This window comes from Curtobacterium sp. Leaf183 (assembly GCF_001424385.1).
GTDB lineage: Bacteria > Actinomycetota > Actinomycetes > Actinomycetales > Microbacteriaceae > Curtobacterium.
The window spans coordinates 67,899-90,883 of sequence record NZ_LMPO01000010.1; the positions used below are offsets into that span (position 1 = coordinate 67,899).

The following is a 22,985-nucleotide window of genomic DNA, read 5'->3' on the forward strand; positions in this document are numbered from 1 at the left end:
TCTCGGCAACCGACATCGAGGTCGCACAACTCGCCGCTCAGTTGCGCCGAGGTGTCGCGTTCAGCACGTGCGCGGCCTCGAGATCCCACAATTGTGCGACCTCGGCGGGGCGGCGAGGCGGGGGCGGCGAGGTGGGACGGACTCGGGCGGCGGTTGTCCGGTGGTCGCCCGCGGTGGTACCGTTGCCCCTCGTGTCTGAAGTTGCAAAGTACAACTTTGCGCCGACCCGCGTCGACGCTCCCGTCTCCCCCGCCCGCGCCGACGTCGCCGCGTCCCAGCACCGAGGCCACGCCGCGCCCCGGTCGCCCCACCGCTCCCCGAACGCCCTGCGCCCCGCCGGCCTCGGACGGACGCTGCTCTCCTTCGCGACGCACATCCTCGTCCCGCTGTTCCTGGCGGGCGGGATGGGTCTGGCGTACCTCGGCGCCTTCCACGCCCCCGCACCGAAGGACCTGCCCGTCGGCATCGTCGGCCAGGGCGCGACCACGCAGGTGTTCGCCCAGACCGTGACCGACCAGTCCGACGGGGCCCTCGTCGCCCACGTGGTGCCGGACGCCGCGAGCGCGGAGCGTCAGGTCCGCGACCGTGACCTGGCAGCGGTGTACGCACCGACGTCGACGAGTGCGACCCTCTACGTCTCGACCGCTGCCAGCGAGACCACCGCCACAGCGGCGCAGAAGGTGTTCCTGCCGATCGCGTACGGACAGCACCTGCCGTTCACCGTGGTCGACGTCGTGCCGACGGGCGAGCAGGACACCACCGGGCAGGGGCTGTTCTTCCTGCTCGTGGCCCTGAGCGTCGGCGGGTACGCGTCGGCGATCGCCGTCGCCGCCTTCGCGACCCGGCTCGGTGCCGTCTGGACCGCGGTCGTCGGCCTCGGCACCGCTGCGGTCGTCGCCGGCATCGGCGTCCTCGTGGCAGGTCCGGTGTACGGGGTGATCACGACCCACCAGTGGCAGGTGTTCCTGTTCGCATGGATGTACGACGCGGTCATCGTCGGCCTGGGCATCGGGCTGCACCCGCTGCTCGGGCGCTGGACCACCCCGGTGCTGACGATGCTCTTCGTGATGCTCAACTTCACGTCCTCGGGCGGCATCTTCCAACCGGCGTTCCAGCCCGGGTTCTTCGCCGCGCTCAACACGTTCTGGAGCGGGGCGGCGTGGTTGCAGGCCGCCCAGGACCTGCAGTACTTCCCCGGCGCGTCGCTCGGACGGAGCTCGCTCGTGCTGAGCCTGTGGCTCGTCGCCGCCGTCGTGCTCTGCGTCGTGGTGCACGGCCTGGTCGCCCGACGCACCCGGATCGCCCGCGAGCGCGAGGTCAGCCGTCTCGAAGAGGAAGAGGTCGTCGCCGCGTAGCGCCCGCCGCTACGCTCGACCCGTGGACCTCCGCGCCGACCTGGACTTCGCCCGCTCCCTCGCCGACACCGCCGACGCGATCAGCCTCGAGCGGTTCCGCGCCGCCGACCTCCGCGTCTCGCGGAAGGCCGACAGCACCCACGTCACGGACGCCGACCAGGCGGTGGAAGGAGCACTCCGCGCACGCATCACGGCCGAGCGTCCCGACGACGCGTTCCTGGGCGAGGAGACCACCGCGGACTCCGGCGCCGAGGCCGCCAGCGAGGGCCACCGCCAGTGGGTCGTCGACCCGATCGACGGCACGGCGAACTACCTCCGCGGCGTGCCGGTCTGGGCGACGCTCATCGCGCTCGCCGTCGACGGGCGCCCGGTGCTCGGCGTGGTCAGTGCACCGGCCCTCGGCAAGCGCTGGTGGGCGGCCGAGGGCAGGGGTGCACACTCCCTGGACGGCGAACTGCACGTGTCGACCGTCGCCGAACTCGGCGAGGCGAGCCTCAGCTACAACAGCATCCAGCAGTGGGACGACGACGACCGTCTCCAGCCGCTCATCGACCTCTCGCGCAGGGTCTGGCGGACGCGCGCGTACGGCGACATGTGGTCGTACATGATGGTGGCCGAGGGCGTCCTCGACGTCGCGGGCGAGCCCGACCTCAAGCCGTGGGACATGGCGGCCCTCGTGCCGATCGTCGAGGAGGCCGGCGGACGCTTCACCTCGCTCGACGGCGATCCCGGCCCCTGGCACGGCAGCGCCCTCGCCACGAACGGCCTGGTGCACGACGCCGTGGTCGACGTCATCCGTCGCTGAGACCTCCGAGCTTCGCGGAGCGCTCCAACCGGGATCCGGTCGACGTACCCCGTGGCTGTACCTCAATGCACACGCATGGGCATCGCTGACCCCCCACCAGGGGGGTCGGCACCCCCCGTACTGGGGTGACCATCCGTCACATCCGATTGCGTGGTCCGGCTCAATGTCCCTCGACCTGGGTTATCGTCATCGCAGACGACAGGTCAGGTGCCGTCTCGGGATCCCTAGTCCCGGGAGCAGCGCAGACTCCGTCGTGTTCGTCAAGAACCCAACCCGAAGGGTGATACGACGATGAATTCATCGTTCCCGAGCGGAACCGAGTGCACCCTCACTCGGCCGCATGCCAACCACGATCAGCCCGGCGCCACCCTGATGGCCGCCACACGTCCGAGCTCCGCCGCGGTCACCCGCCGCGCGCGTGCCCGGTCCGCCTCCGTGCGCCCCGCCTCCCCGTTCGCATCCGGGCCCGGAGGCCGGTGAGTCCGCATGGAACTCACCGGTCGACGTTCTGAGGTCGACCGGATCGCGACCCTCGCCGTACTCCCTCGGGAGTCCGCGATGGTCGTCGTCGGCGACCCTGGCTCCGGACGCTCGAGCGTCCTCGACGCGGTCTCGCACCGCGTCTCCATCCCCGTCGTCCGACTCGGCGTCAACGGTGCAGAAGCACGTTGGCCCATGTCGGGCGTCACCTCCCTGTTCACCGCTCTCGACGACCCCCGGGCCTCGGCGCACATCGCGCGGCTCGTCCGGAACGTCGACGAGGGCCTCGCCGCAGCGCACGACTTCCTGGACGCCGTGCACGCGCTGACGCTCCCGCCGACGCTCGTGCTCATCGACGACCTGGACCGCATGGACGCCGAGAGCCAGGAGCTCGTGGCGTTCCTGGCGGGTCGGCTCGCCGGCACCGCGCTGCGTCTCGTGGCCACGGTCCGCCGTGTGCCGCTCGACGGTCCCCTCGCGTCCCTCCCGATCCTGCGGCTCACGCCGCTGCCGTCGGACGAGGCACTCGTGCTGGCCCGCGACATGGCGCCCGAAGAGGCGAACGACGGCGTGCTCGCCGTCCTCGCCGAGGAGACGGGCGGCAACCCCGGTGCGCTCCGCGAGCAGATCGGCGGACTCCGTCGTGAGCAGCTCGTGGGCACCGAGCCGCTCGTGCTGCCGCTGCGCCCCACACCGACGACGACCGCTGCGGCGGAGCTCGTCCTCGAAGCCGCTGCAGGACGGGATCTGGATGTCCTGCAGCGCCTGGCACTCGTCCCGACGGCGCGCGTCGCCGCCTGGGACCGGGACGCCATCGACGACCTAGTCGGGGCCGGTCTCGCGACCGTCCGCGGGCAGTCGATCGGCGTCAAGGACCCGCTCGTCCGGTCGTACCTGTACTGGAGCACGCCAGCGAAGGACCGCCGCGAGGCGCACGCCGAGCTGGCGGTCGCCGCTGCAGCACACGACGACCGATCGGCCGTGTGGCACACGAGCTTCGTCGACGACGTCCCCGACGCCGTCGCGCTGCTCGACGCCGGTCGCTCCTACGCCCGCGACGGTGATGCACGCGCCGCGGTCGCCCTGACCGAACGTGCCCTGCACGTGGGGACGGGGTCCGAGGAGGAGCACATCGCCCTGCTCGGGGTGACCGAGGTCCTGCTCGCGCACCGGCTGCTCGGCTACGGGCAGCGGTACCTGGCGGCGATCAAGCCGTTCGTGGAGCTGTCGGACGAGGTCCGCCGACTCCGGCTGCAGTACTCGGTGCAGTACCTCAGCGGGGACGCCGTGCACGCCGACGAGCTCATGGTGCCCGTCGACACCGCCGACCCCGCCGAGGCAGACGCCTTCACCGGGCTGCTGGCGATGGTCGCGTCCTTCCGTGCCGAGGCGTGGGAGCTCGACCAGGCCCGCGACCTGCTGCACCGGGCCGAGACCTTCGAGGAGCACGCCTCCGCGCACACCGCGGAGATCCTCGCGACGGCACGGGAGCTCGTGGCCGCGGTCGACGGCACCCTGCCGCCGGACGCGGAGCTGCACGACGGTCTCGCCGCGCAGCAGTTGCTCGCCATGAGCGACCCCGCCCTGCTCCTGCTGTCGCACGCGCTCAGCCTCGCCGAGCGCTACCGCAGCGCACGCCGGGTCTTCGCGCTGGTCCTGGCACGCGCCAAGGACACGCAGCCCGTGTGGATCGAGGCCGCCCGCTACCTGTCCGCCGAGAACGAGGTGCGCTCCGGGAACTACCGGCAGGCGCTCCGCGCGATCGACGTGTGGGAATCCGGCTCGGCCGTCATGGAACGACTCCGTGAGCCGTCTCGCGCGATCGCCGTCGCGTGGCGGCACTTCGCCGAGGGACGCACCGCCGACGCGCTCGACGTCGTCGACCACTGCCTGCGGCAACGGTCGACGAACCGGCTGTGGGGAGCGACGGCGAAGCTGTACGCGCTCCGCGGGCGGGTCCTGCTGCTCGACGGCCGTCTCGACGAGGCCGCGTCCTCGCTCGAGGCCGCCGACGCGATCGGCCGGAGCCTGCGGAACCCCGCGGTCCTGCGGCACCTCGGCGACCTGGTCGAGGCGTACGTCCGGCTCGACCGGGTCGAGGACGCGCGGAACATCACCGCGCGTCTCGCCGCCGACCACCACGCCCGTCCGTCCCGGTGGGGCGCGCTGGTGCTGGCACGGAGCCTCGCGCTCATCGCCGACGACACCACGAGGGACACCTCGCGGCGTCGTGCGCTGGAGCTCTTCCAGCCGGCGGACTCGCAGTTCGAACGGGCACGGACCTTCGCGGCACTCGCCGCGATCGGCAACCCGGCCGACCGGGCCCGGCTCGGCGCAGCGGCAGCGGCCGCCTACGAGGCAGCGGGGCTCCGGCGTCCGCTCGTCACGCCGGCGCCGACGGTCGCGATGCCGTCCCTCGGTGGGACGACGGGCGTCGCGGGTCCGTTCGCCGGCGGTGTGCGCTCCGGCGCGGTGCTGTCCGCGTCCACCCCGATGACCCCGGGCACACCCCGGAGTGCTCCCGACGCCGCCGCGGTGCTCACCTCGCTCACGGCGGAGGAGCGCGCGGTCGTGCAGAAGGTGACCGAGGGGTACCGCAACCGCGAGATCGCCTCGTCGCTGTACATGTCGCAGCGGACCGTGGAACTGCGGCTGACGCAGATCTACCGGAAGGTCGGTGCGCGATCGCGCTCCCACCTGGTCGCGCTGCTCACGTGACCTGACGGTCCGTTCCGCATGACGGGAGGCCCGGTGCCAGCTGGCACCGGGCCTCCTTGCCGTCTGTCCGGGCGTTGCGCGACTCCGCACGCCACCGCACGGAGTCGCACCCTGCGCGCGGGGAACCGCAACAAGCGTCGCCCGACGTTGTCGGTCCGGTCCGGTTGCGGAGATGCTTCTGGTGCACCGACCGCCGCGCCTCCTCGGAGGCCAGCCCACGGTACCCCGATCGGTACCCGAACCATCGGCCCACGAACGCCGACGTCCGTCCTCGCCTGATCCGAGGACGGGCGTCGGTCTCGGCCGGTGGCCCCGATCGCGTGGCGGACCCGAGCGGCGGTCGGTGCCGCCCCGCTCTCCCGCAGCCTCCCCCGAAGGGAAACCCGATGTGCGGCATCATCGCGGCCCGTGTCTCCGACGACGCGACCCCCTACCTGCTCGACGGACTCGAACGACTCGAGTACCGCGGCTACGACTCCGCCGGCATCGCCGTCCGGACCGCTTCCGGCAGCACCGAGGTCATCCGGTCCGTGTCGCGTGTGGGTGACCTCCGGACGCTCGTCGCAGCGCGGTCCGGGGACGCCCTGACCGGCACCGGCATCGGCCACACCCGGTGGGCCACCCACGGCGGCGTCTGCGAGCGGAACGCCCACCCCCACCAGGACTGCTCCGGCCGGATCAGCGTCGTGCACAACGGCATCATCGAGAACGCCGGTCCGCTGCGCGCGATGCTCGAGGCCCAGGGCCACCGCTTCGTGTCCGACGTCGACTCCGAGGTCGTCACGCACCTGGTCGAGCGGGCGCTCGTCGTCGATCAGGACCTGATGCTCGCGGTGCAGATCGCCACCGCACAGCTCGAGGGTTCCTGGGCGCTCGTCGTGCTCGACGCCCGGACCAACCGCATGGTCGTCGCCGCCGACCGCTCCCCCCTGGTCGTCGCCCGCGCTCCGCGTGGGGACTTCGTCGCCAGCGACATCGGGGCGATCGCCGAGTGGTGTGAGACCTTCGTGGCGCTCCGCGACGGCGACGTCGTCGAGCTCGGCGAGTCCTGGAACTGGTCCTCGAACGGCGTGGCGGTGCCGGTGCCCTTCCCGACGCCGTCGCCGTTCGCCGCCGCGGCCCTCGACCTCGGCGACCACCCCGACTTCATGGCGAAGGAGATCGAGGAGCAGCCCGGCGTCGTCGCCGAGATCGTCGAGCGCATCGCCGCGCGGGCGGCCGACGGCAGCATGTGGGTCGGCCTCGGACTCCCCGGCTTCGACCGGCTCGCGATCGTCGCCTGCGGCACGTCGCTGAACGCCGGGCAGGTCATCGCCACCGCGCTCCGCGGCATCGGCGGGATCCCGACCGACATCGTCGTCGCCAGCGAGGCGGACCAGGCGGTCCTCGGCTCCGGCACCCTCGTGGTCGCCATCAGCCAGTCCGGCGAGACCGCGGACGTCCTGCGGGCACTCGACCGCTTCGAGGACCGCTTCCCCGTCCTCGCCCTGACGAACAACGTCCACTCCTCCCTCGCCCGCCGGGCCGACGCGGTGCTCGACTGCCAGGCCGGCCCGGAGATCGGCGTCGCCGCGACGAAGACCTTCACCGCGCAGGTCGTCGTCGGGGTCGCTGCGATGGTCTCCGCACTCGTCGCCTCGGGACGGATCGACCACGGCCGGGCGCACGAACTCGTCGCCGGCCTCCGCGAGCTGCCGGCTCGGATCACGACGGCCGGACAGGTCGCCGCGGACCGGATCCCGCTGCTCGTGTCGAGCGTCCGCGAGGCCACGGGCTTCCTGTTCCTCGGCCGCGGCGTCGGACTGCCCTACGCCGCGGAGGGCGCCCTCAAGCTCAAGGAGCTCAGCTACCGGTGGGCCGAGGCCTACCCGGCCGGCGAACTCAAGCACGGACCGCTGGCGCTCGTCGACGAGGGCACCCCGGTCGTCGTCATCGACCACGGTGAGCACCGCCTGCAGGCCGCGATCGCCGAGGTCCGTGCACGCGGCGGCTTCGTGATCACCATCGGCGGACCGGGGTCGGACATCCCCGCACTCGGGACGACCGGCCCGTGGGGACCGCTCGAGGCCGTCGTGCCGCTGCAGATGCTCGCCCGCGAACTCGCGCTGCAGCTGGGCTGCGACGTCGACAAGCCGAGGAACCTCGCGAAGTCGGTGACGGTCGAATAGCCGGTCACTCGCGCAACAACCGCCTGACGGTGTTCCTCATCGTCCTCACCGCGGTCGCCGTGGCCGTGACGCTCGTCGTCCTGCTCACCGCCGCCTCGGGACTCTCCTAGCCGCCTCTGCCACAGTGGCGGACGATGTCCACCGTCCCCCTCGTGTCCTCCGCCTCGCTCGTCTTCGTCGCGATCCTCGTGGGCGCCGTGCTCCCGTTCGTCCCCGTGGTCGGACGGGTGGCCCGGATCGCCGCGACGATCGCGCACGAGGTCGGGCACGCGGTCGTCGTCGTGCCCTTCGGTGGGCAGATCCGCCGCATCGACCTGCGCCCGGACGGCTCCGGCGAGGCCTGGGTCCAGCTCGGCGGCGTGCCGCACAGCATCCGCTGGCTCGTCCGCGTCCTCAACCTGTACGCGGGCTACAGCGCACCGCTGTGGGCCGGGGCGCTGCTGCTGACGGGGGTGCTGCACGGCTCGCGGTGGCTCCCGGTCGCTGTGCTCGGCGTGATCGGGGTGATCGCACTGCTGTTCGTCCGGAACTGGTTCGGGCTGCTCGTGGTCGTCGGCTTCGACGCGCTGGCGCTCTGGGTCGCCCTCCGACCGTCCGAGGTGACGGTGCTCGTCGTCGCCGCGGTCGGCGCGCTCTTCGTCGTCGACGGTCTCCGCTCAGTGGTCCAGGTCGCACGCTGGCTCCTCACCGGCGCCCGCGTGCAGACGGACTTCCACATCGCGGCTGCCGAGATGCGCCTGCCTGCTGCCGTGTGGTTCGTGCTCTTCGTCGTCGTCAACGGCGTGGCGGTGTGGTTCGCGCGCGGCCCGCTGCTCGGTGTGTGGGACACGATCGCCGCCGGTGTCCGAGGGCTGTTCTGACGTGGACGCGACCGACGTCCTCGCCGAGCTCGCCGACGCACCGGCAGGGCCACGCCGCGACCGGTACACCGCCTTCGTGCACCGAGCGGGAGACGCGGCGCTGTGGCGGACGGGTGGCCCCGAGCACCTGACCGCGTCGTGCTTCGTGCTCTCGCCCGACCTGACGCACGTGCTGCTCTGCCACCACCGCAAGGGCGGCTTCTGGGTGCAGTTCGGCGGGCACCTCGAGCCCGGGGACCGCTCGCTCACCGAAGCAGCACGCCGCGAGGCCCGCGAGGAGTCCGGCATCGCCGACCTGCACCTGGCGTCCGAACAGATCGTCGACCTCGACCGCCACGACCTGCACGGCGGGTTCTCCTGCGCCGCGCACTGGGACGTCGGCTTCGTCGCGATCGTCCCCCGCGGCACCGCGACCGCCGTCAGCGACGAGAGCAACGACGTCCGCTGGTTCCCGGTGGACGAGCTCCCCGACACCCTGCCCGACGGCTTCGCACAGCGCCTCGACGGCGTCCTGGTCGCGGCCCGGGACGAGCATCGCTGACGCGACCCGGCCGTAGGGGCGGGATCGCGGACGGGGTCGGGGTCGGGGTCGGGGTCGGGGTCGGGGTCGGGTCGGGGTCGGGTCGGCATCGCGGACGGGGTCGGGGTCGGGGTCGGGGTCCGAGTCGGACCATGCTCCGGCGCTGGGTCGGGGTCGTCACGGCCGCTCCTGACGAATGCGGTTCACGGTCGCCGGAGATCGTCGACCGGATTCGTCACGGCGCGCGACGAACCTGCCCGCGCCCCGACCACTGCCGATCGATCGGCCGGGTCGCGACGTAACCGGAGGCCGCAATGGAGCCGGCACGCGGCGAACGCTGCGAGAGTGACGACACGTCTACCGGAGGTGCGCCATGTCGAACGACGACCACGGCTTCGCGACCGAGCAGGTCCACGGCGGGTTCATGCCCGACGCGGGCCACGGTGCCCGGGTCCCCGCGATCCACATGTCGTCCGGCTTCCTGTTCGACGACTTCGACCAGGCGCGTGACCGCTTCGCCGGGACCGACGACGGCTACACGTACACCCGGCTCGGCAACCCCACGAACGCCGACGTCGAGCGCCGGATCGCGCTGCTCGAACGCGGCGCCGAGGCCATCCTCGTGTCCAGTGGGCAGGCGGCGGCGACCGTCGCGTTCCTCGGGCTGCTGCAGGCAGGTGACCACGTCGTCAGCGCGCAGAGCATCTACGAGGGCACGCGTGGCCTGCTGCTGCAGAACCTGGGCCGGCTCGGCATCGAGGTCGACTTCGTCGCCGACGCCCGCGACCTCGACGCCTGGGCAGCGGCGGTCCGCCCGAACACCAAGCTCTTCTTCGCCGAGACGATCCCCAACCCGAAGAACGACGTCCTCGACATCGCGGGCGTGGCCTCGGCTGCGCACCGGGCCGGCGTGCCCCTCGTCGTCGACAACACCCTCGCCACGCCGTACCTGGTCCGTCCGGTCGAGCACGGCGCCGACATCGTGATCCACTCGGCGTCGAAGTTCCTCTCCGGCCACGGTTCCGGGCTCGGCGGGGTCGTCGTCGACGGCGGCACGTTCGACTGGTCGGCATCGCCCGAACGCTGGACGCACCTGACCACCCCGGAGCGCTCCCTCGGCGGGCAGAGCTACGTCGAGCGGTACGGCGCCCGTGCCTACGTCGTCTTCGCGCGCGACGTCATCAGCTCCCGGATCGGTCCGACGCCCTCGCCGTTCAACGCGTTCCTGCTCCGCCAGGGCATCGAGACCCTGAGCCTGCGGGTCGAGCGGCACAGCGCGAACGCGCTGGCCGTCGCGACGTTCCTCGAGCAGCAGCCGGAGGTGACGAGCGTCGACCACGCGGGTCTGGCCTCCAGTCCGTTCCACGACCTCGCCGAGCGCTACCTGCCCCGGGGAGCCGGGTCCGTGTTCGCGTTCACGCTCGCCGGCGGCGAGGCCGCCGCTCGGACGTTCATCGACGCGGTCCAGCTGTTCAGCCGGATGACCCACCTGGGCGACGTCCGGTCGCTCATCCTGCACCCGGCGACGACGACGCACGCCGGGCGGACGCCCGCCGAGCGCACCGCGCAGGGCATCGACGACGGACTGATCCGGCTGTCCGTGGGGATCGAGGACGTGGCCGACCTGCTCCGCGACCTGGGTCGCGGCTTCGCAGCGCTGCGCGGACAGCAGACGCCGGTCGACGCCGACACGGAGCGCACGGCACTCGAGCACGCGGTCCCCGGGCAGCACGTGATCGCGGAGGAGGTCTGACGATGGCCGACCTGCAGCACTTCGGGTACTTCTTCTCGCGTGGGTTCGGCCCGCAGGCGTGGGGCCGGTCCGACTGGGACTGGGGCCACGACTGGACCAAGCCGGACCTCTACCAGCAATCGGTCCGGGCACTCGAGCAGGCCGGCATGGACCTGGTGATCGCCGAGGACGCGATCTCGCTCGGGAACCCGTCGACGCTCGACCTGCGCATCCGCCAGGCGTACGGCGGGCCGAAGCACGACCCGCTGCTGCTCGCGCCCTACCTGTTCGCCGCGACCAGCCACATCGGCATCGCGCCGACCGTGAACGCCGGGATCACCCCGCCGTACCTGGCCGCCCGGCAGTTCGCCACGCTCGCGCACCTGTCGTCCGAGCGCCTGGGGATCAACGTCGTCACCGACGTGGGCAGCGCCCGGCACGCAGGGCTGCCGCCGCTCCCCCACGACCAGGCCTACGACCGCGCCGAGGAGTGGATCACCCTGCTGCGGCGGCTCTGGCGCTCGTGGGGCTCCGACGGGTACGTCGGGTCACGCCCCGACTGGCACTTCGCCGCCGGTGACGCGCTCGACGCGTTCCACCACGAGGGCGCGTACTTCACGGCGGACGGCCCGCTCAACGCCCTGCCGCTCGACAGCGACCCGGTCGTGGTCTCCCCGGGAGGCTCGGGTCGCGGGCTCGGGTTCGCCGGGACCCACTCGGACGTGCAGCTCGCCCTCGCACCGCTGTCGGCATCCGCCGTGTCGGAGTACCGGGGCCGGGTGCTCGCCGCGGCCGCCGACGCCGGTCGTGCCGCGTCGGACCTGCGCATCCTGTTCGTGCTCAAGCCCGAGATCACCGTCTCCGCGGACGAGGCCGACCGGATCGTCTCGGCCTCGACGCACCCGTCCGACGAGGACCTGCGCACCGCCGCGATCGCGTGGTCGAGCGACTCCGAGACCGACCTGCTCGCGCTCGACCTCGACGCTCCCGTACCGGACGGCACGTTCGGCGACCACGTCTCCGCGGGCACGATCCGCGGGCTGCTCGGCGACACCCCGGACGCGCCGCTCCGCGAGCTCCTCACGCGCAAGGCCCGCAAGGGACGGGTCGCATCGCGCCAGGGGTTCGTCGGCACCGCGGGCGAGTTCGCCGACTTCATCGAGGAGCTCGGGGCGGACGCCGACAACGACGGGATCATCTTCTCCGGCGACCTGCACCCCGCATCGGTGTACCGGATGTTCGGCGACCTGGTGCCGGTGCTGCGGCAGCGCGGGCTGCTGCGGCGCGAGTACGGCGCGGGCGGGATCCGCGGCAACCTGTTCGACTTCTGACGTGCCCCACGACGGACGGGAGGCCCGGTGCCAGCTGGCACCGGGCCTCCCGTCCGTCGTCTGCCGCGTCGCGGCAGTGGCGCAGCGCGTCCGTGACGCAGCGCCCCGTAACGCAGCGCGTCAGTGGCGCACCGGCTCCATGACGGCAGTCTCCTCGACGTCGCGCACGTCTGCGGCGGTCCGCAGGATCTCCTCGCGCGGCGAGGCCGAGTTGACGGCCCAGTAGTAGATCACGAGGGAGAACACCGCGACCACGACGATGTCGATCCACAGCGGGAACACCGGGTGCGTCAGCGGACCGAAGTCGCTCAGGAACACGATGAGCCCCATGCCGACCAGGTAGGGCAGCAGCCACTGCGCCGCCTTCCAGTCCCACCGGGGTCGGACGCTCGAAGCGCCGCGGAACACGTTGTTCAGGATGATGACGACCGCGCCCAGCAGGATCGCGATGCCGAGCTTCCAGTCGGTGTCCCACCCGGTCCACAGGATGATCAGGTTGGCGATGACGAACGCGATCGGCGACAGCACGGACGCGATCGGCATGCGGTAGGGACGCTCGACCTCGGGGATGCGCTTGCGGAAGGCGCCGAGGGCGAGCGGCGCCCCGGCGTACATGAGCACAGAGGCACTGGTGATCAGGCTGACGAGCCCCTGCCACGACGGGAACGGAGCGAAGCAGGCGCAGCCCACGACGAACGCGGTGACCAGCCCGACCCACGGCACACCGGCCTTGGTCGTCCACTCGAACGCCTTCGGGAAGTACCCGTTCCGGCTCAGCCCGTACGAGATGCGGGTGGTCGCCGTGACGTAGATGAGACCGGTCCCCGCGGGCGAGATGATCGCGTCGATGAAGATCACCACCGCGAGCCAGGTGATGCCGGCCGCCATGGCGATGTCGGCGAAGGGGCCGCTGTACTTCGTGAAGTCCGCCGTCGCCCACGAGCCCTGGACGACCTCGGAGCGGAGCGCACCGAGGAACACGATCTGCAGCAGCAGGTAGATGACGAGGCCGATGAGCACGGAACCGATCACCGCGCGCGGGATGTCACGCTTCGGGTTCTTCGCCTCGCCGGCCAGCTGGTCCGCCTGTTCGAAGCCGAGGAACGCGAAGATGATGCCCGACGTCGAGACCGCCGCCAGGATGCCCTTCGCTCCCTCGGGCATGAAGCCGTTCGCCGCGGTGAAGTTCTCGCCGTGGAAGCCGCTGAACGCCAGCACGAGGATCACCAGCAGCGGGATGAACACCTTCCACCAGGTCGCCGCGGAGTTCGTGTTCGCGAGGATGCGGACGCTCAGCAGGTTGACGACCGTGACGACGGCCATCAGCAGGACCGCGACCGCGATGCCCGAGCCGGTCAGCAGCTGCTGGGTCTCACCGTCCACCGTTGTCGTGTGCAACCAGGGGTGCGCGAACTGCCAGTGCTGCGCGTACTTGATCATCGCCTCGACCTCGATCGGCGCGACCGTGACGGACTGCAGCCACGAGAACCAGCCGAACGAGGCGCCCGCGATGCCGCCGAACGCGATGTGCGGGAAACGGGCCGTGCCGCCGGCGATCGGGAACATGCCGCCGAGCTCGGCGTGCACGAGTGCCAGCACCAGCACCGCGACGCCGCCGATCACCCACGAGATGATCGCCGCGGGTCCGGCGGTCTTGAGCGCCTCCTGCGAGCCGAACAGCCAGCCGGAACCGATGATCGAGCCGGTCGAGGCCCAGATGAGGCCGATGAAGCCGACGTTGCGCTTCAGCCCGGAATCGGGCAGCGCCTGGGTGGTCGTGGTTGCCACAGTTGCTCCTGTCGAGATGACCACGACCCCCTTGCAGGGGTCGTGGTCATCGACTCTGGCACTGTGCGGCGTTCCCGGACGAATTGTTAACGCAGTGGAAACAATCGTCCTGTATAACCCCTCAGGCTACTTCTTCGTGGACTTCTTCTTCTTGTCGTCCTTGCCCTTGTCCTTCTTCTTGTCGGACTTCTTGTCGGACTTCTTGTCGGACTTCTTGTCGGACTTCTTGTCGGACTTCTTGTCCTTGCCCTTGCCCTTGCCCTTGCCCTTGCCCTTGCCCTTGCCCTTGACGGACTTGTCGGGTTCCTCGGACTGGTCCGACCGCTCCACGCCGGAGGAGGCGGGCGCGTCGTCCACGATGCCGTCGACGGGTTCGACCACGACGGCCGACCCGGTGTCCTGCAGCACGTCGACCGGCTGCTCGGTGAGCTCGGAGGCGAGGGCGTCCTCGACCCGCTCGACCGTCAGCTCGGCGGCGTCCTCGGCGAGCCGTACGAGGGCCTGCGCCGCACGGAGCCGTGTCGTGCTCTTCCGGGCGAGCACGTCGGCGCGGGCCCCCTCGAGGAAGGCGCGCAGTGAGCGCTCGGCAACGGAACGACCCCGCGGTGCGGATCGGTCCAGACGGTCGAGCTCACCGGCGACCCCGGCGACGTCGTCCTCGACGTGCTCGTGCCGCACGGACTCGATCAGCGCAGCCACGGTCGCCGCGGCACGCTCGACGCCGGCGCTGCGCTGATCGAGCACGACGAGCATCTCGAACGTCGACCCGTACGACAGGGTCTCCAGCCGGACGGGCTCTGCGCCGCGTCCGCGGACGACCAGGCGGGCATCCGGCGTCGGCAGCCATGCGACCAGCGCCGCCACCGTCGCGACGGAGCCGACGATGCGCTCGTACTCGGCCAAGCCGACACGTTCCTGCTCTCGCAGCCGGACTCGGATCGCGATCTCCTGCACGTCGACACCTTCCACTCACGGGTTCCGGACTCGGGCGTGTGCTCGGTCCTGCCCCGGAGCGTAGTCGTCGGGTGTGCACGAACGACGAATGCCCGGTCGGTGTCCTTCGACACCGACCGGGCATTGCCGTCCTGATCACTCAGGCCACGTGTGACAGCAGCTGCGCCGCTCGGCGATGGTGGAGATGGGGGGAATCGAACCCCCGTCCATCGCTGCAATTCGACGTCTTCTACGGGCGTATCCGGATGAGTCGTTCTGCTCGGCCCCGTCCTTTGCTACCGGCTTCTAGGACGACGGGCCCAGTCTCAGTGCAAGTCCCCCGCGGCCCTGAGGCGCAACCGTGGAGCAAGTCCCCTGGATGACGCCGGAACTCAGGTTAGGAGACGATCACCTGGCCGACGGACTTCATGTGCTGGGCTGCTTACGCAGCGAGAGCGAAGTCAGTGCGCTTGGAATTGGCACTTGTTGTTTTCCACGGATCGTTCACGAGATGACCGTGGGTCCTCGGCCCGCTTCCCGTCGGCACACAGGCAATGTCGAAACCGATCATCCCCGTACGGGCCGAGCAGCGAGCCGCTGTCACACTGTGGAGTTGCGATCACCTGCAGCGCAGGCGGTTGTTCAGTCTATCGGTGATCCGGCGTGGACGCCAGCGGCCCGGGCTAGTCGCCCAGGCGGTTCCGGGACCGCATCGCCCGCTCGGCCTCACGCTTGTCGGTCTTCTCGCGCAGGGCCTGGCGCTTGTCGAACTCACGCTTGCCCTTGGCCACCGCGATCTCGACCTTGGCCCGACCGTCGTGGAAGTAGATCTTCATCGGCACGAGCGTGTACCCGCCCTGCGCCGTCTTGTGCGAGATCTTCACGATCTCCTGCTTGTGCAGCAGGAGCTTGCGCTTGCGCCGGGGGGCGTGGTTGTTCCAGGTGCCCTCGGTGTACTCGGGGATGTGCACGGCGTCGAGCCAGGCTTCGCCACCGTCGACGAACGCGTAGCCGTCGACCAGCGATGCCCGCCCTTCGCGCAGCGACTTGACCTCGGTGCCCGACAGGACCATGCCGGCCTCGTACGTGTCCTCGATCAGGTAGTCGTGACGGGCACGACGATTCGTGGCCACGGTCTTCTCGCCGCGTTCCTTCGCCATGCGCGTCCCCTTCCGTTGCGTCGCTGCTGATGGGCAGCCCTACAGACTACACCCGCAGCGGCCCGCGGCTAGACCTTGAGGTACCGACGGATGGCGATCGACGCCGAGATCCCGGCCAGGACCACGCCGATGACGATCACCGCCGGCACGACCACGGCCGCGTCGCTCATGCCGATGAACGCCGTGCCGGAGAACCGCTTGGTCAGGTAGTTGCGGACGAAGAACCAGACCACCGCGGTGATCGCACCCCCGGCCAACACCGCCCCGATGGCCGCGGCGATCACGCCCTCGAGCACGAACGGTGTCTGGATGAAGCGGTTGGACGCGCCCACCAGACGCATGATCCCGAGTTCTCGGCGTCGCGAGAACGCCGACAACCGGATCGTGGTGGCGATCAGCAGGACGGCGGCCACCAACATCAGCGCGGCGATCCCGATCGCGGTGTAAGACGACGCGTTCAGCAGGTTGAAGATCGGTTGCAGGTAGCCGCGCTGGTCGACCACGCTCTGCACGCCGGCGACCTTCGACAGGCTCTCCTGCAGCACGTCTGCCTGGGACGGGTTCTTGAGGTTCACCCAGTAGGTCTCGTTGAGGTACTCGGGCTTGACGAACTCGGTCGCGGGCGAGTCCTTGAACTGCTGCTTGAACCGGTCGTACGCCTGCTGCTGGTCCTCGTAGTACGTCTTCTCGATGTACGGCGACAGCGTCGAGCCCTTGAGCTGTTCCTCGACCTGCTGGCGCTGGTCGTCGGTGGCCTTCGCGCCGGTGCAGTTGCCCGTCGTGTCGGTGTCGGTGCACAGGTAGACGGCGACCTGCGCCCGGTCGTACCAGTACCCCTTCATCTGGTTGATCTGCATCTGCAGCAGGATCGCGGTGCCGACGAAGGTGAGCGAGATGAAGGTCACCAGGACGACGGAGACGACCATCGAGGCGTTGCGTCGGAGGCCGGAACCGACCTCGGACATGACGAGCCCGAGCCTCATCGGATGAGCCCCGGGATGGTCTGGATGCCGGTCGTGTTCGATACGCCAGCGGGGTGCTGCACCGGGAGCGCCTGCGTCTGGTACCCGCCCGACTGCTCGTCGCGGAGGACGCGCCCACCGGAGAGCTCGATGACCCGGCGCTGCATCTGGTTGACGATGCTGGCGTCGTGCGTCGCCATGAGCACGGTGGTGCCTCCTTGGTTGATGCGTTCGAGGAGCGCCATGATGCCCGCCGAGGTCGTCGGGTCGAGGTTGCCCGTGGGCTCGTCGGCCAGGAGCACCGACGGCTTGTTCACGACGGCACGCGCGATCGCCACGCGCTGCTGCTCGCCACCCGACAGCTCGTGCGGCATGCGGGTCGCCTTGCCGTTCAGGCCGACGAGCTTGAGCACGTCGGTCACGGCTTCGCTGATGAAGCCCTTGCTCTTGCCGATCACCTGCAGCGAGAACGCGACGTTGTCGAACACGTTCTTGTTCGGCAGCAGGCGGAAGTCCTGGAAGACCACGCCGAGGTTCCGACGGAAGTACGGCACCTTACGCGAGGACAGGGCGCCGAGGCGCTGCCCGAGGACGTGGATCTGCCCGCGGGAGGGCTTCTCCTCCTTGAGCACGAGGCGCAGGAAGCTGGACTTCCCCGAACCGGACGCGCCGACGAGGAAGACGAACTCGCCCTTGAGGATCTCGAGCGTGATGTCGTCGAGGGCGGGACTCGGGTTGCCCGAGTACAGCTTGGTGACCTGGTCGAATTTGATCATGACCGGATCAGGGTAGGTCGCGCGGCTCGGAAAGCAAGTGAGGCGCGCGGCTCACGACGGCCCCGCGGGCAGCTCAGGACGCCTCACCCTGCTTGCGCCAGCGGATGCCCGCGTTGATGAAGCCGTCCAGGTCGCCGTCGAACACGGCTGAGGGGTTGTTCACCTCGTGCTCGGTCCGGAGGTCCTTGACCATCTGGTACGGCGCCAGGACGTAGGAGCGGATCTGGTCGCCCCAGCTCGCCGTGATGTTGCCGGCGAGCTCCTTCTTCTTCGCGTTCTCCTCTTCCTTCTTCAGGAGCAGGAGTCGCGACTGCAGCACGCGCATGGCCGCAGCGCGGTTCTGGATCTGCGACTTCTCGTTCTGCATCGACACCACGGTGCCGGTCGGGATGTGCGTCAGGCGGACCGCGGAGTCCGTCGTGTTGACCGACTGCCCCCCGGGCCCCGACGAGCGGAACACGTCGACACGGATGTCGTTCTCGGGGATGTCGATGACGGCGGTCTCCGGCATGAGCGGGATGACCTCGACCGCGGCGAAGGACGTCTGTCGCTTGCCCGCGGCGCCGAACGGCGACATCCGGACCAGGCGGTGCGTGCCGGCCTCGACCGACAGGGTGCCGAAAGCGTGCGGGGCGTCGACCTCGAACGTGGCGGACTTGATACCCGCCTCTTCGGCGTAGGAGGTGTCCATGACGGTGGCCTTGAAACCGTGCTGCTCGGCGTACCGCAGGTACATGCGCATGAGCATCTCGGCGAAGTCGGCTGCGTCGACGCCACCGGCCCCGGCACGGATGGTGATGACCGCGGGGCGGTCGTCGTACTCGCCGTCGAGGAGCGTCTGCACCTCGAGCTCGCCCATCGTCTTCGTGATCGCCTTGAGCTCGGATGCGGCCTCGTCGGCGGATTCCTGGTCGTCACCCTCGTTCGCCATCTCGACCAGGACCTCGAGATCGTCGATGCGCGCTTGCGTGTCGGTGATCTTCTTCAGTGCCGTCTGACGGTGGGAGAGCGCGCTCGTCACCTGCTGCGCGTGGTCGACGTCGTCCCAGAGGTCCTGGGCCCCGGCCTGCTCGCTGAGGTCGGCGATCTCGCGCTGCAGGCGGTCGACGTCGACCACCGAGCGGATGTTGCCGAAGGTCTCGCGGAGGGCGGAGAGTTGCTCGGTGTAGTCCAGTTCGACCATGGTCACCGAGTCTACCGGGGTGCGCTGGCCGCGCGGACCGGACGGGAGGCCCGGCGTGGTCCCGTCCCGCCGGTCACGTCGACGTGACCCCCGTCTGCCGGGCACCCGGCTCCGTCATGCGGCACGGGAGATGCTCACCCACGCCACCTGCACGTCGCCGGCAGCGTTCGCCGCCGGCTTCTGCGAGGTCGCCGTCGCCGCCTGCAGCACGAGGTGCAGCGGCTTCGTGGGGATGTTCTGCGTCGTCGAGCTCACACGCACGCCGTCGACGAGGAAGTCCAGCTTGGTCGGCGTCCACACGATCGTGTAGGTGTGCCAGGCGGAGAACGTCGTCCCGAGGTCCCGGTGCAGGCAGTTGACGGACGGGTTGCCGGGGCAGTGGTTCGCGAGCGTGACGCTGCCGTCGAGGGCGCCCTCGGGGAAGTCCACCTCGCCGTCGTCCCAGGTGTTGGTGTCCGACCACAGCAGTCCGGCGAGGCCGTAGCCCGCGACCGGGTCCGCGCGGAGCCGGATGTCGTACCGGCCGCTGGTCTGTCCGCCCCACCGGCCGTTGACGAGCGGGATGAACGCAGCGCCGGTGGGCTGCCCCGTGGCGTCGGTGGACATGTGCATGTCGAGCGTCCCGTCGGTGACGGACATCGCGGACTGTCGGTACATCCCGGCGCCGCTCGTGTCACCGAACCCGTCGTAGGCGATGAAGCGGTCGCCGTAGGTCTTCGTGAAGGCCCCGGGCGCTGCCGGTGTCGTGAAGTCCTCTCCGAAGACGCGCGTCCACCCCGACGCTGCCGCCGGCATGGCCCCGCCGTCCTGCTGGTCCGACCCGGCGGGACCGTCCGGTGTCGTCGGCGGCGCGGGCGACGTCGTGGGTGCGGGCGATGTCGTGGGTGCGGGCGACGTCGTGGGTGCGGGCGACGGCGTGGGCGTGGGCGTGGGCGACGTCGTGGGTGCGGGCGACGTCGCGGGCGCGGTAGACGGCTCGGTTACCGGTGGTGCTGCCGGGATGGTCACCGTCCGGCACCTGAGCGGCCTGTCGGTCCCGGGGCCGACGTTGACCGCGACGACACACACCGACTGACTGCCGGTCGTCGCCGTCGCGAGCGAGGCGTTGAAGCCGTGGGCACCGGTGACGCCGACCGCCTGGTTCACATCGGCCCGGGTGACGTCCGTGTGCACGGTCCCGACCCTGGTGCCACCGACGGTGACGGCCACGTCGGTCGCATCGGCCGGGGTGTTCGGGTCGACTGCCCACCCGCGGACCCGCACCGTGCCCGGGGACGCGGAGACCCCGTCGTACGACCCGGTCGGGGACGGCTCCCTGACGACGACCGTCCGGCACCCGAGCCCGGCGTCCTTCCCGCGGGTCAGGCTCAGTGCCGTTACACAGACCGACTGCGTGCCGGTCTTCGTGGCGACGAGGGTCGCGCGGTACCCGTGGGCGCCGCTGACACGCAGGGCGCGGTTGACGTCGGCACGGTCCGAAGCGGCCGGGACGGTGCCGACCACGGAGCCCCCGACGGTGACGCGGACGCTCGTCGAGGCGCTCGACCGCGCCGGGTCGACCGCCCACCCACGGACCAGGACGGTGCCCGGACCGGCAACGACGGCGTCGAGTGAGCCCGTCGGTGTCGCGGCCGCGGCGAGCGCCGGGACCGGACTGAGCACCCCGGCGACGATCGCCGACACGGCGATGACGACAGCGAGGCGTCGGCGTGTGTGGTGGCGGACGACGACCGACCCGCCATCCGTTCGTGCCGACACCGCGTCGCGACCCGTCTCCGTCTGCGTGTCCATCGTGTGCTCCCCTGCCCCTGGTCCGACCCTGACCGGCCGGAACGATCGAGACAGTACGTGCGGAGCAGCCCGTTGTGACGGGGTCGTCCCCGGACTGGGGACAGGGTCCGGATCGGATCGTCCCCGGACTGGGGACAGGGTCCGGACCGGATCAACCCCGGACTGGGGACACGGTGCCGACGGCCCGTCGCGAGCAGCACGCACGGACGAGGGCGTTCGTCGACAGCACGAAGATCAGCACGGCTGCGGCCGACCGGATCGCGTCGATCCGTTCCCACCGCGTCACGCCGCGCCTGCGGTCTGCCGTCGATGCCGCCGTGTCCCCGTCGTCCGCGTCGTCCGCGCCGATGGGCTCCTCGCCGGCGAGCGGCCCGACCTGGACCAGCTGCACGACGAGGTGCACGCTCATCAGCCGACCGGCGCCGCTTCGTCCGCCGCCAGGTCCTTCTGCACCGCGAACTGGGTGCGGTGCAGTTCCTCGTACCGTCCGCCGGCGGCCAGCAGTTCCTCGTGCGTCCCGCGTTGCACGATCGAGCCGTCCTCGACCACGAGGATCATGTCCGCGCTGCGGATCGTGGAGAGACGGTGAGCGATCACCATCGCCGTCCGGCCCTCGAGCGCCTCGCTCAGTGCCTCCTGCACCGCTGCCTCGGACGTGGAGTCCAGCGCGGCCGTCGCCTCGTCGAGGATGACGACCCGCGGCTGCGCGAGCAGGAGCCGCGCGATGGTCATCCGCTGACGCTCGCCGCCGGACAGCCGGTAGCCGCGCTCCCCCACCATGGTGTCGAGCTGGTCCGGCAGGGACCGGATGAGGGGCTCGAGCCGCGCCCGGCGGACCGCGTCCCACACCTCGGCCTCGGTGGCCTCGGGCCGGGCGAGGCGCAGGTTGGACAGGATCGTCTCGTGGAACAGGTGGCCGTCCTGCGTCACCATCCCCATGGTGTGCCGCATGGAGGCGAAGGTCACGTCGCGGACGTCGGTCCCCGCCAGACGGACGGCGCCGCTGTCGACGTCGTAGAGCCGCGACAGGAGCTGCGCAACCGTGGACTTGCCGGCTCCGGAGGTCCCGACGAGGGCGACCGTCTGCCCCGGCTCGATCCGGAACGACACGCCGTGCAGGACCTCGTCGCCGCCACGGGAGTCCAGTGTCGACACTTCTTCCAGCGAGGCGAGGGACACCTTGTCCGCCGACGGGTAGGCGAAGCGGACGTCGTCGAACTCGACGGCGACCGGCCCGTCTGGGATGGTGACGGCGTCGGGCTTCTCCTGGATGAGCGGTTCGAGGTCGAGCACCTCGAAGACGCGCTCGAAGCTCACCACGGCGCTCATGATCTCGACACGGGCGTTCGCGAGGCTGGTCAGCGGCGCGTACAGGCGGGTGAGCAGCAGTGCGAGGGTCACGACGTCGCCGGTGTTCAGCGCGCCGCCGAGCGCGAGGGACCCACCGACCCCGTAGACGAGGGCGAGTGCGAGCGCGGAGACCAGGGTGAGTGCGGTGACGAAGACGAACTGCAACAGCGCGCTCCGGACCCCGATGTCGCGGACGCGAGCGGCTCGCACCCGGAACTCCTCAGCCTCTTCTTCGGGACGGCCGAACAGCTTCACCAGAGTGGCGCCGGGCGCGGAGAACCGCTCGGTCATCTGCGTGCTCATCGCGGAGTTGTGGTCGGCGGCCTCACGGCGCAGTGCGGCGAGACGGCTGCCCATCCGGCGCGCCGGGATCAGGAAGACCGGGAGCATGACCACCGCGAGCACCGTCACGAGCCAGGAGGTGCTGAGCATGACGGCCAGGGTGAGGACCAGCGCCACGACGTTCGTGACCACGCCGGACAGGGTGCCGCTGAAGGCCTGCTGCGCGCCGATCACGTCGTTGTTGAGCCGGCTGACCAGGGCACCGGTGCGCGTGCGGGTGAAGAAAGCGATCGGCATCTTCTGCACGTGGTTGAAGACAGCGGTGCGGAGGTCCAGGATCACGCCTTCTCCGATCCGCGCGGAGTACCAGCGCGTGACCAGTGACGTGGCGGCGTCGGCGACGGCGACCAGGGCGATGACGACCGCGAGCCACACGATGGTGCCGACCGCGCCCCGGGCAGCGATGACGTCGACCACCTGGCCGGCGAGCACCGGCGTCGCGACCGCGAGGAACGCCCCGACGACCGAGAGGACGATGAAGACCACCAGCTTCGCCCGGTAGGGCACGGCGAACGTCATGATCCGCCGCACGGACTCGCGGGAGATGCCGTGCTTGCCGTCCCGGGCGGTGGAGATCTTGTAGAGCGAGCTCCAGGCCACGCCTTCCATGCTCATTGCGGTTTCCTTCCGTGGGCTCCAGGCCCGACGTGGATGCCGAGCGGCCGAGCCCGGGGTCCTCCCCCGCGGCGGCGAGCCGGAGCCAGGATACGGCCGGACCGGTGACACCGGTC

General features: G+C 70.8%; 17 protein-coding genes and 1 other RNA gene. 8 read left to right on the forward strand and 10 right to left on the reverse strand.

Going from position 1 to position 22,985, the window contains the following annotated elements:
* Positions 1 to 191: 191 nt before the first annotated feature.
* The 8 genes from ASG04_RS14965 to ASG04_RS15000 all read left to right on the forward strand — a co-directional run bounded on the left by ASG04_RS14965 (position 192) and on the right by ASG04_RS15000 (position 11,969).
* Positions 192 to 1,355, forward strand: a complete 1,164-nt coding sequence (locus tag ASG04_RS14965; RefSeq protein WP_056125962.1) for a hypothetical protein — start codon at positions 192 to 194, stop codon at positions 1,353 to 1,355.
* A 22-nt stretch (positions 1,356 to 1,377) separates the two neighbouring features.
* Positions 1,378 to 2,160 (forward strand): inositol monophosphatase family protein, encoded by a 783-nt coding sequence (locus ASG04_RS14970; protein ID WP_056125964.1) that lies wholly within the window; start codon positions 1,378 to 1,380, stop codon positions 2,158 to 2,160.
* Between the two features lie 486 nt (positions 2,161 to 2,646).
* The gene (locus ASG04_RS14975) at positions 2,647 to 5,358 is read left to right on the forward strand and encodes a helix-turn-helix transcriptional regulator (protein ID WP_056125968.1); all 2,712 of its coding nucleotides are present in this window, start codon (positions 2,647 to 2,649) and stop codon (positions 5,356 to 5,358) included.
* Positions 5,359 to 5,744: 386 nt separating this feature from the next.
* Positions 5,745 to 7,526, forward strand: a complete 1,782-nt coding sequence (gene glmS, locus ASG04_RS14980; RefSeq protein WP_056125970.1) for a glutamine--fructose-6-phosphate transaminase (isomerizing) — start codon at positions 5,745 to 5,747, stop codon at positions 7,524 to 7,526.
* Between the two features lie 134 nt (positions 7,527 to 7,660).
* The gene (locus ASG04_RS14985) at positions 7,661 to 8,386 is read left to right on the forward strand and encodes a M50 family metallopeptidase (protein WP_056125971.1); all 726 of its coding nucleotides are present in this window, start codon (positions 7,661 to 7,663) and stop codon (positions 8,384 to 8,386) included.
* 1 nt (position 8,387) lies between these two features.
* Complete coding sequence (locus tag ASG04_RS14990; protein WP_056125973.1) at positions 8,388 to 8,927, forward strand: NUDIX hydrolase; 540 nt, start codon at positions 8,388 to 8,390, stop codon at positions 8,925 to 8,927.
* A gap of 352 nt (positions 8,928 to 9,279) precedes the next feature.
* Positions 9,280 to 10,659 (forward strand): O-acetylhomoserine aminocarboxypropyltransferase/cysteine synthase family protein, encoded by a 1,380-nt coding sequence (locus ASG04_RS14995; protein WP_056125975.1) that lies wholly within the window; start codon positions 9,280 to 9,282, stop codon positions 10,657 to 10,659.
* Positions 10,660 to 10,661: 2 nt separating this feature from the next.
* A complete protein-coding gene (locus tag ASG04_RS15000) occupies positions 10,662 to 11,969 on the forward strand; it encodes an LLM class flavin-dependent oxidoreductase (protein WP_056125977.1) in 1,308 nt (435 codons plus the stop codon).
* Between the two features lie 120 nt (positions 11,970 to 12,089).
* Here ASG04_RS15000 and ASG04_RS15005 read toward each other — a convergent pair whose 3' ends face one another.
* The 10 genes from ASG04_RS15005 to ASG04_RS15045 all read right to left on the reverse strand — a co-directional run bounded on the left by ASG04_RS15005 (position 12,090) and on the right by ASG04_RS15045 (position 22,869).
* On the reverse strand, positions 12,090 to 13,757 hold the full coding sequence (locus tag ASG04_RS15005; protein ID WP_200938537.1) for an APC family permease: 1,668 nt from the start codon (positions 13,755 to 13,757) through the stop codon (positions 12,090 to 12,092).
* A gap of 126 nt (positions 13,758 to 13,883) precedes the next feature.
* Positions 13,884 to 14,660, reverse strand: a complete 777-nt coding sequence (locus ASG04_RS15010) for a hypothetical protein (RefSeq protein WP_235515563.1) — start codon at positions 14,658 to 14,660, stop codon at positions 13,884 to 13,886.
* A gap of 227 nt (positions 14,661 to 14,887) precedes the next feature.
* Positions 14,888 to 15,265, reverse strand: a transfer-messenger RNA (tmRNA) gene (gene ssrA, locus ASG04_RS17200).
* Between the two features lie 108 nt (positions 15,266 to 15,373).
* Complete coding sequence (smpB, locus tag ASG04_RS15015) at positions 15,374 to 15,850, reverse strand: SsrA-binding protein SmpB (protein ID WP_056125981.1); 477 nt, start codon at positions 15,848 to 15,850, stop codon at positions 15,374 to 15,376.
* A gap of 68 nt (positions 15,851 to 15,918) precedes the next feature.
* On the reverse strand, positions 15,919 to 16,833 hold the full coding sequence (gene ftsX / locus ASG04_RS15020) for a permease-like cell division protein FtsX (protein ID WP_056125983.1): 915 nt from the start codon (positions 16,831 to 16,833) through the stop codon (positions 15,919 to 15,921).
* On the reverse strand, positions 16,830 to 17,588 hold the full coding sequence (ftsE, locus tag ASG04_RS15025; RefSeq protein WP_056125985.1) for a cell division ATP-binding protein FtsE: 759 nt from the start codon (positions 17,586 to 17,588) through the stop codon (positions 16,830 to 16,832). Before ftsE ends, ftsX begins: the two co-directional genes overlap by 4 nt.
* 73 nt (positions 17,589 to 17,661) lie before the next feature.
* Positions 17,662 to 18,771 (reverse strand): peptide chain release factor 2, encoded by a 1,110-nt coding sequence (prfB, locus tag ASG04_RS15030; RefSeq protein ID WP_056126142.1) that lies wholly within the window; start codon positions 18,769 to 18,771, stop codon positions 17,662 to 17,664.
* 114 nt (positions 18,772 to 18,885) lie between these two features.
* Entirely contained in the window at positions 18,886 to 20,562 is a 1,677-nt protein-coding gene (locus ASG04_RS15035; protein WP_056125987.1) for a glycoside hydrolase family 16 protein, read from the reverse strand.
* Between the two features lie 151 nt (positions 20,563 to 20,713).
* The gene (locus tag ASG04_RS15040; protein WP_056125989.1) at positions 20,714 to 20,971 is read right to left on the reverse strand and encodes a hypothetical protein; all 258 of its coding nucleotides are present in this window, start codon (positions 20,969 to 20,971) and stop codon (positions 20,714 to 20,716) included.
* On the reverse strand, positions 20,971 to 22,869 hold the full coding sequence (locus ASG04_RS15045) for an ABC transporter ATP-binding protein (RefSeq protein ID WP_056125991.1): 1,899 nt from the start codon (positions 22,867 to 22,869) through the stop codon (positions 20,971 to 20,973). Before ASG04_RS15045 ends, ASG04_RS15040 begins: the two co-directional genes overlap by 1 nt.
* Between the last annotated feature and the right edge of the window lie 116 nt (positions 22,870 to 22,985).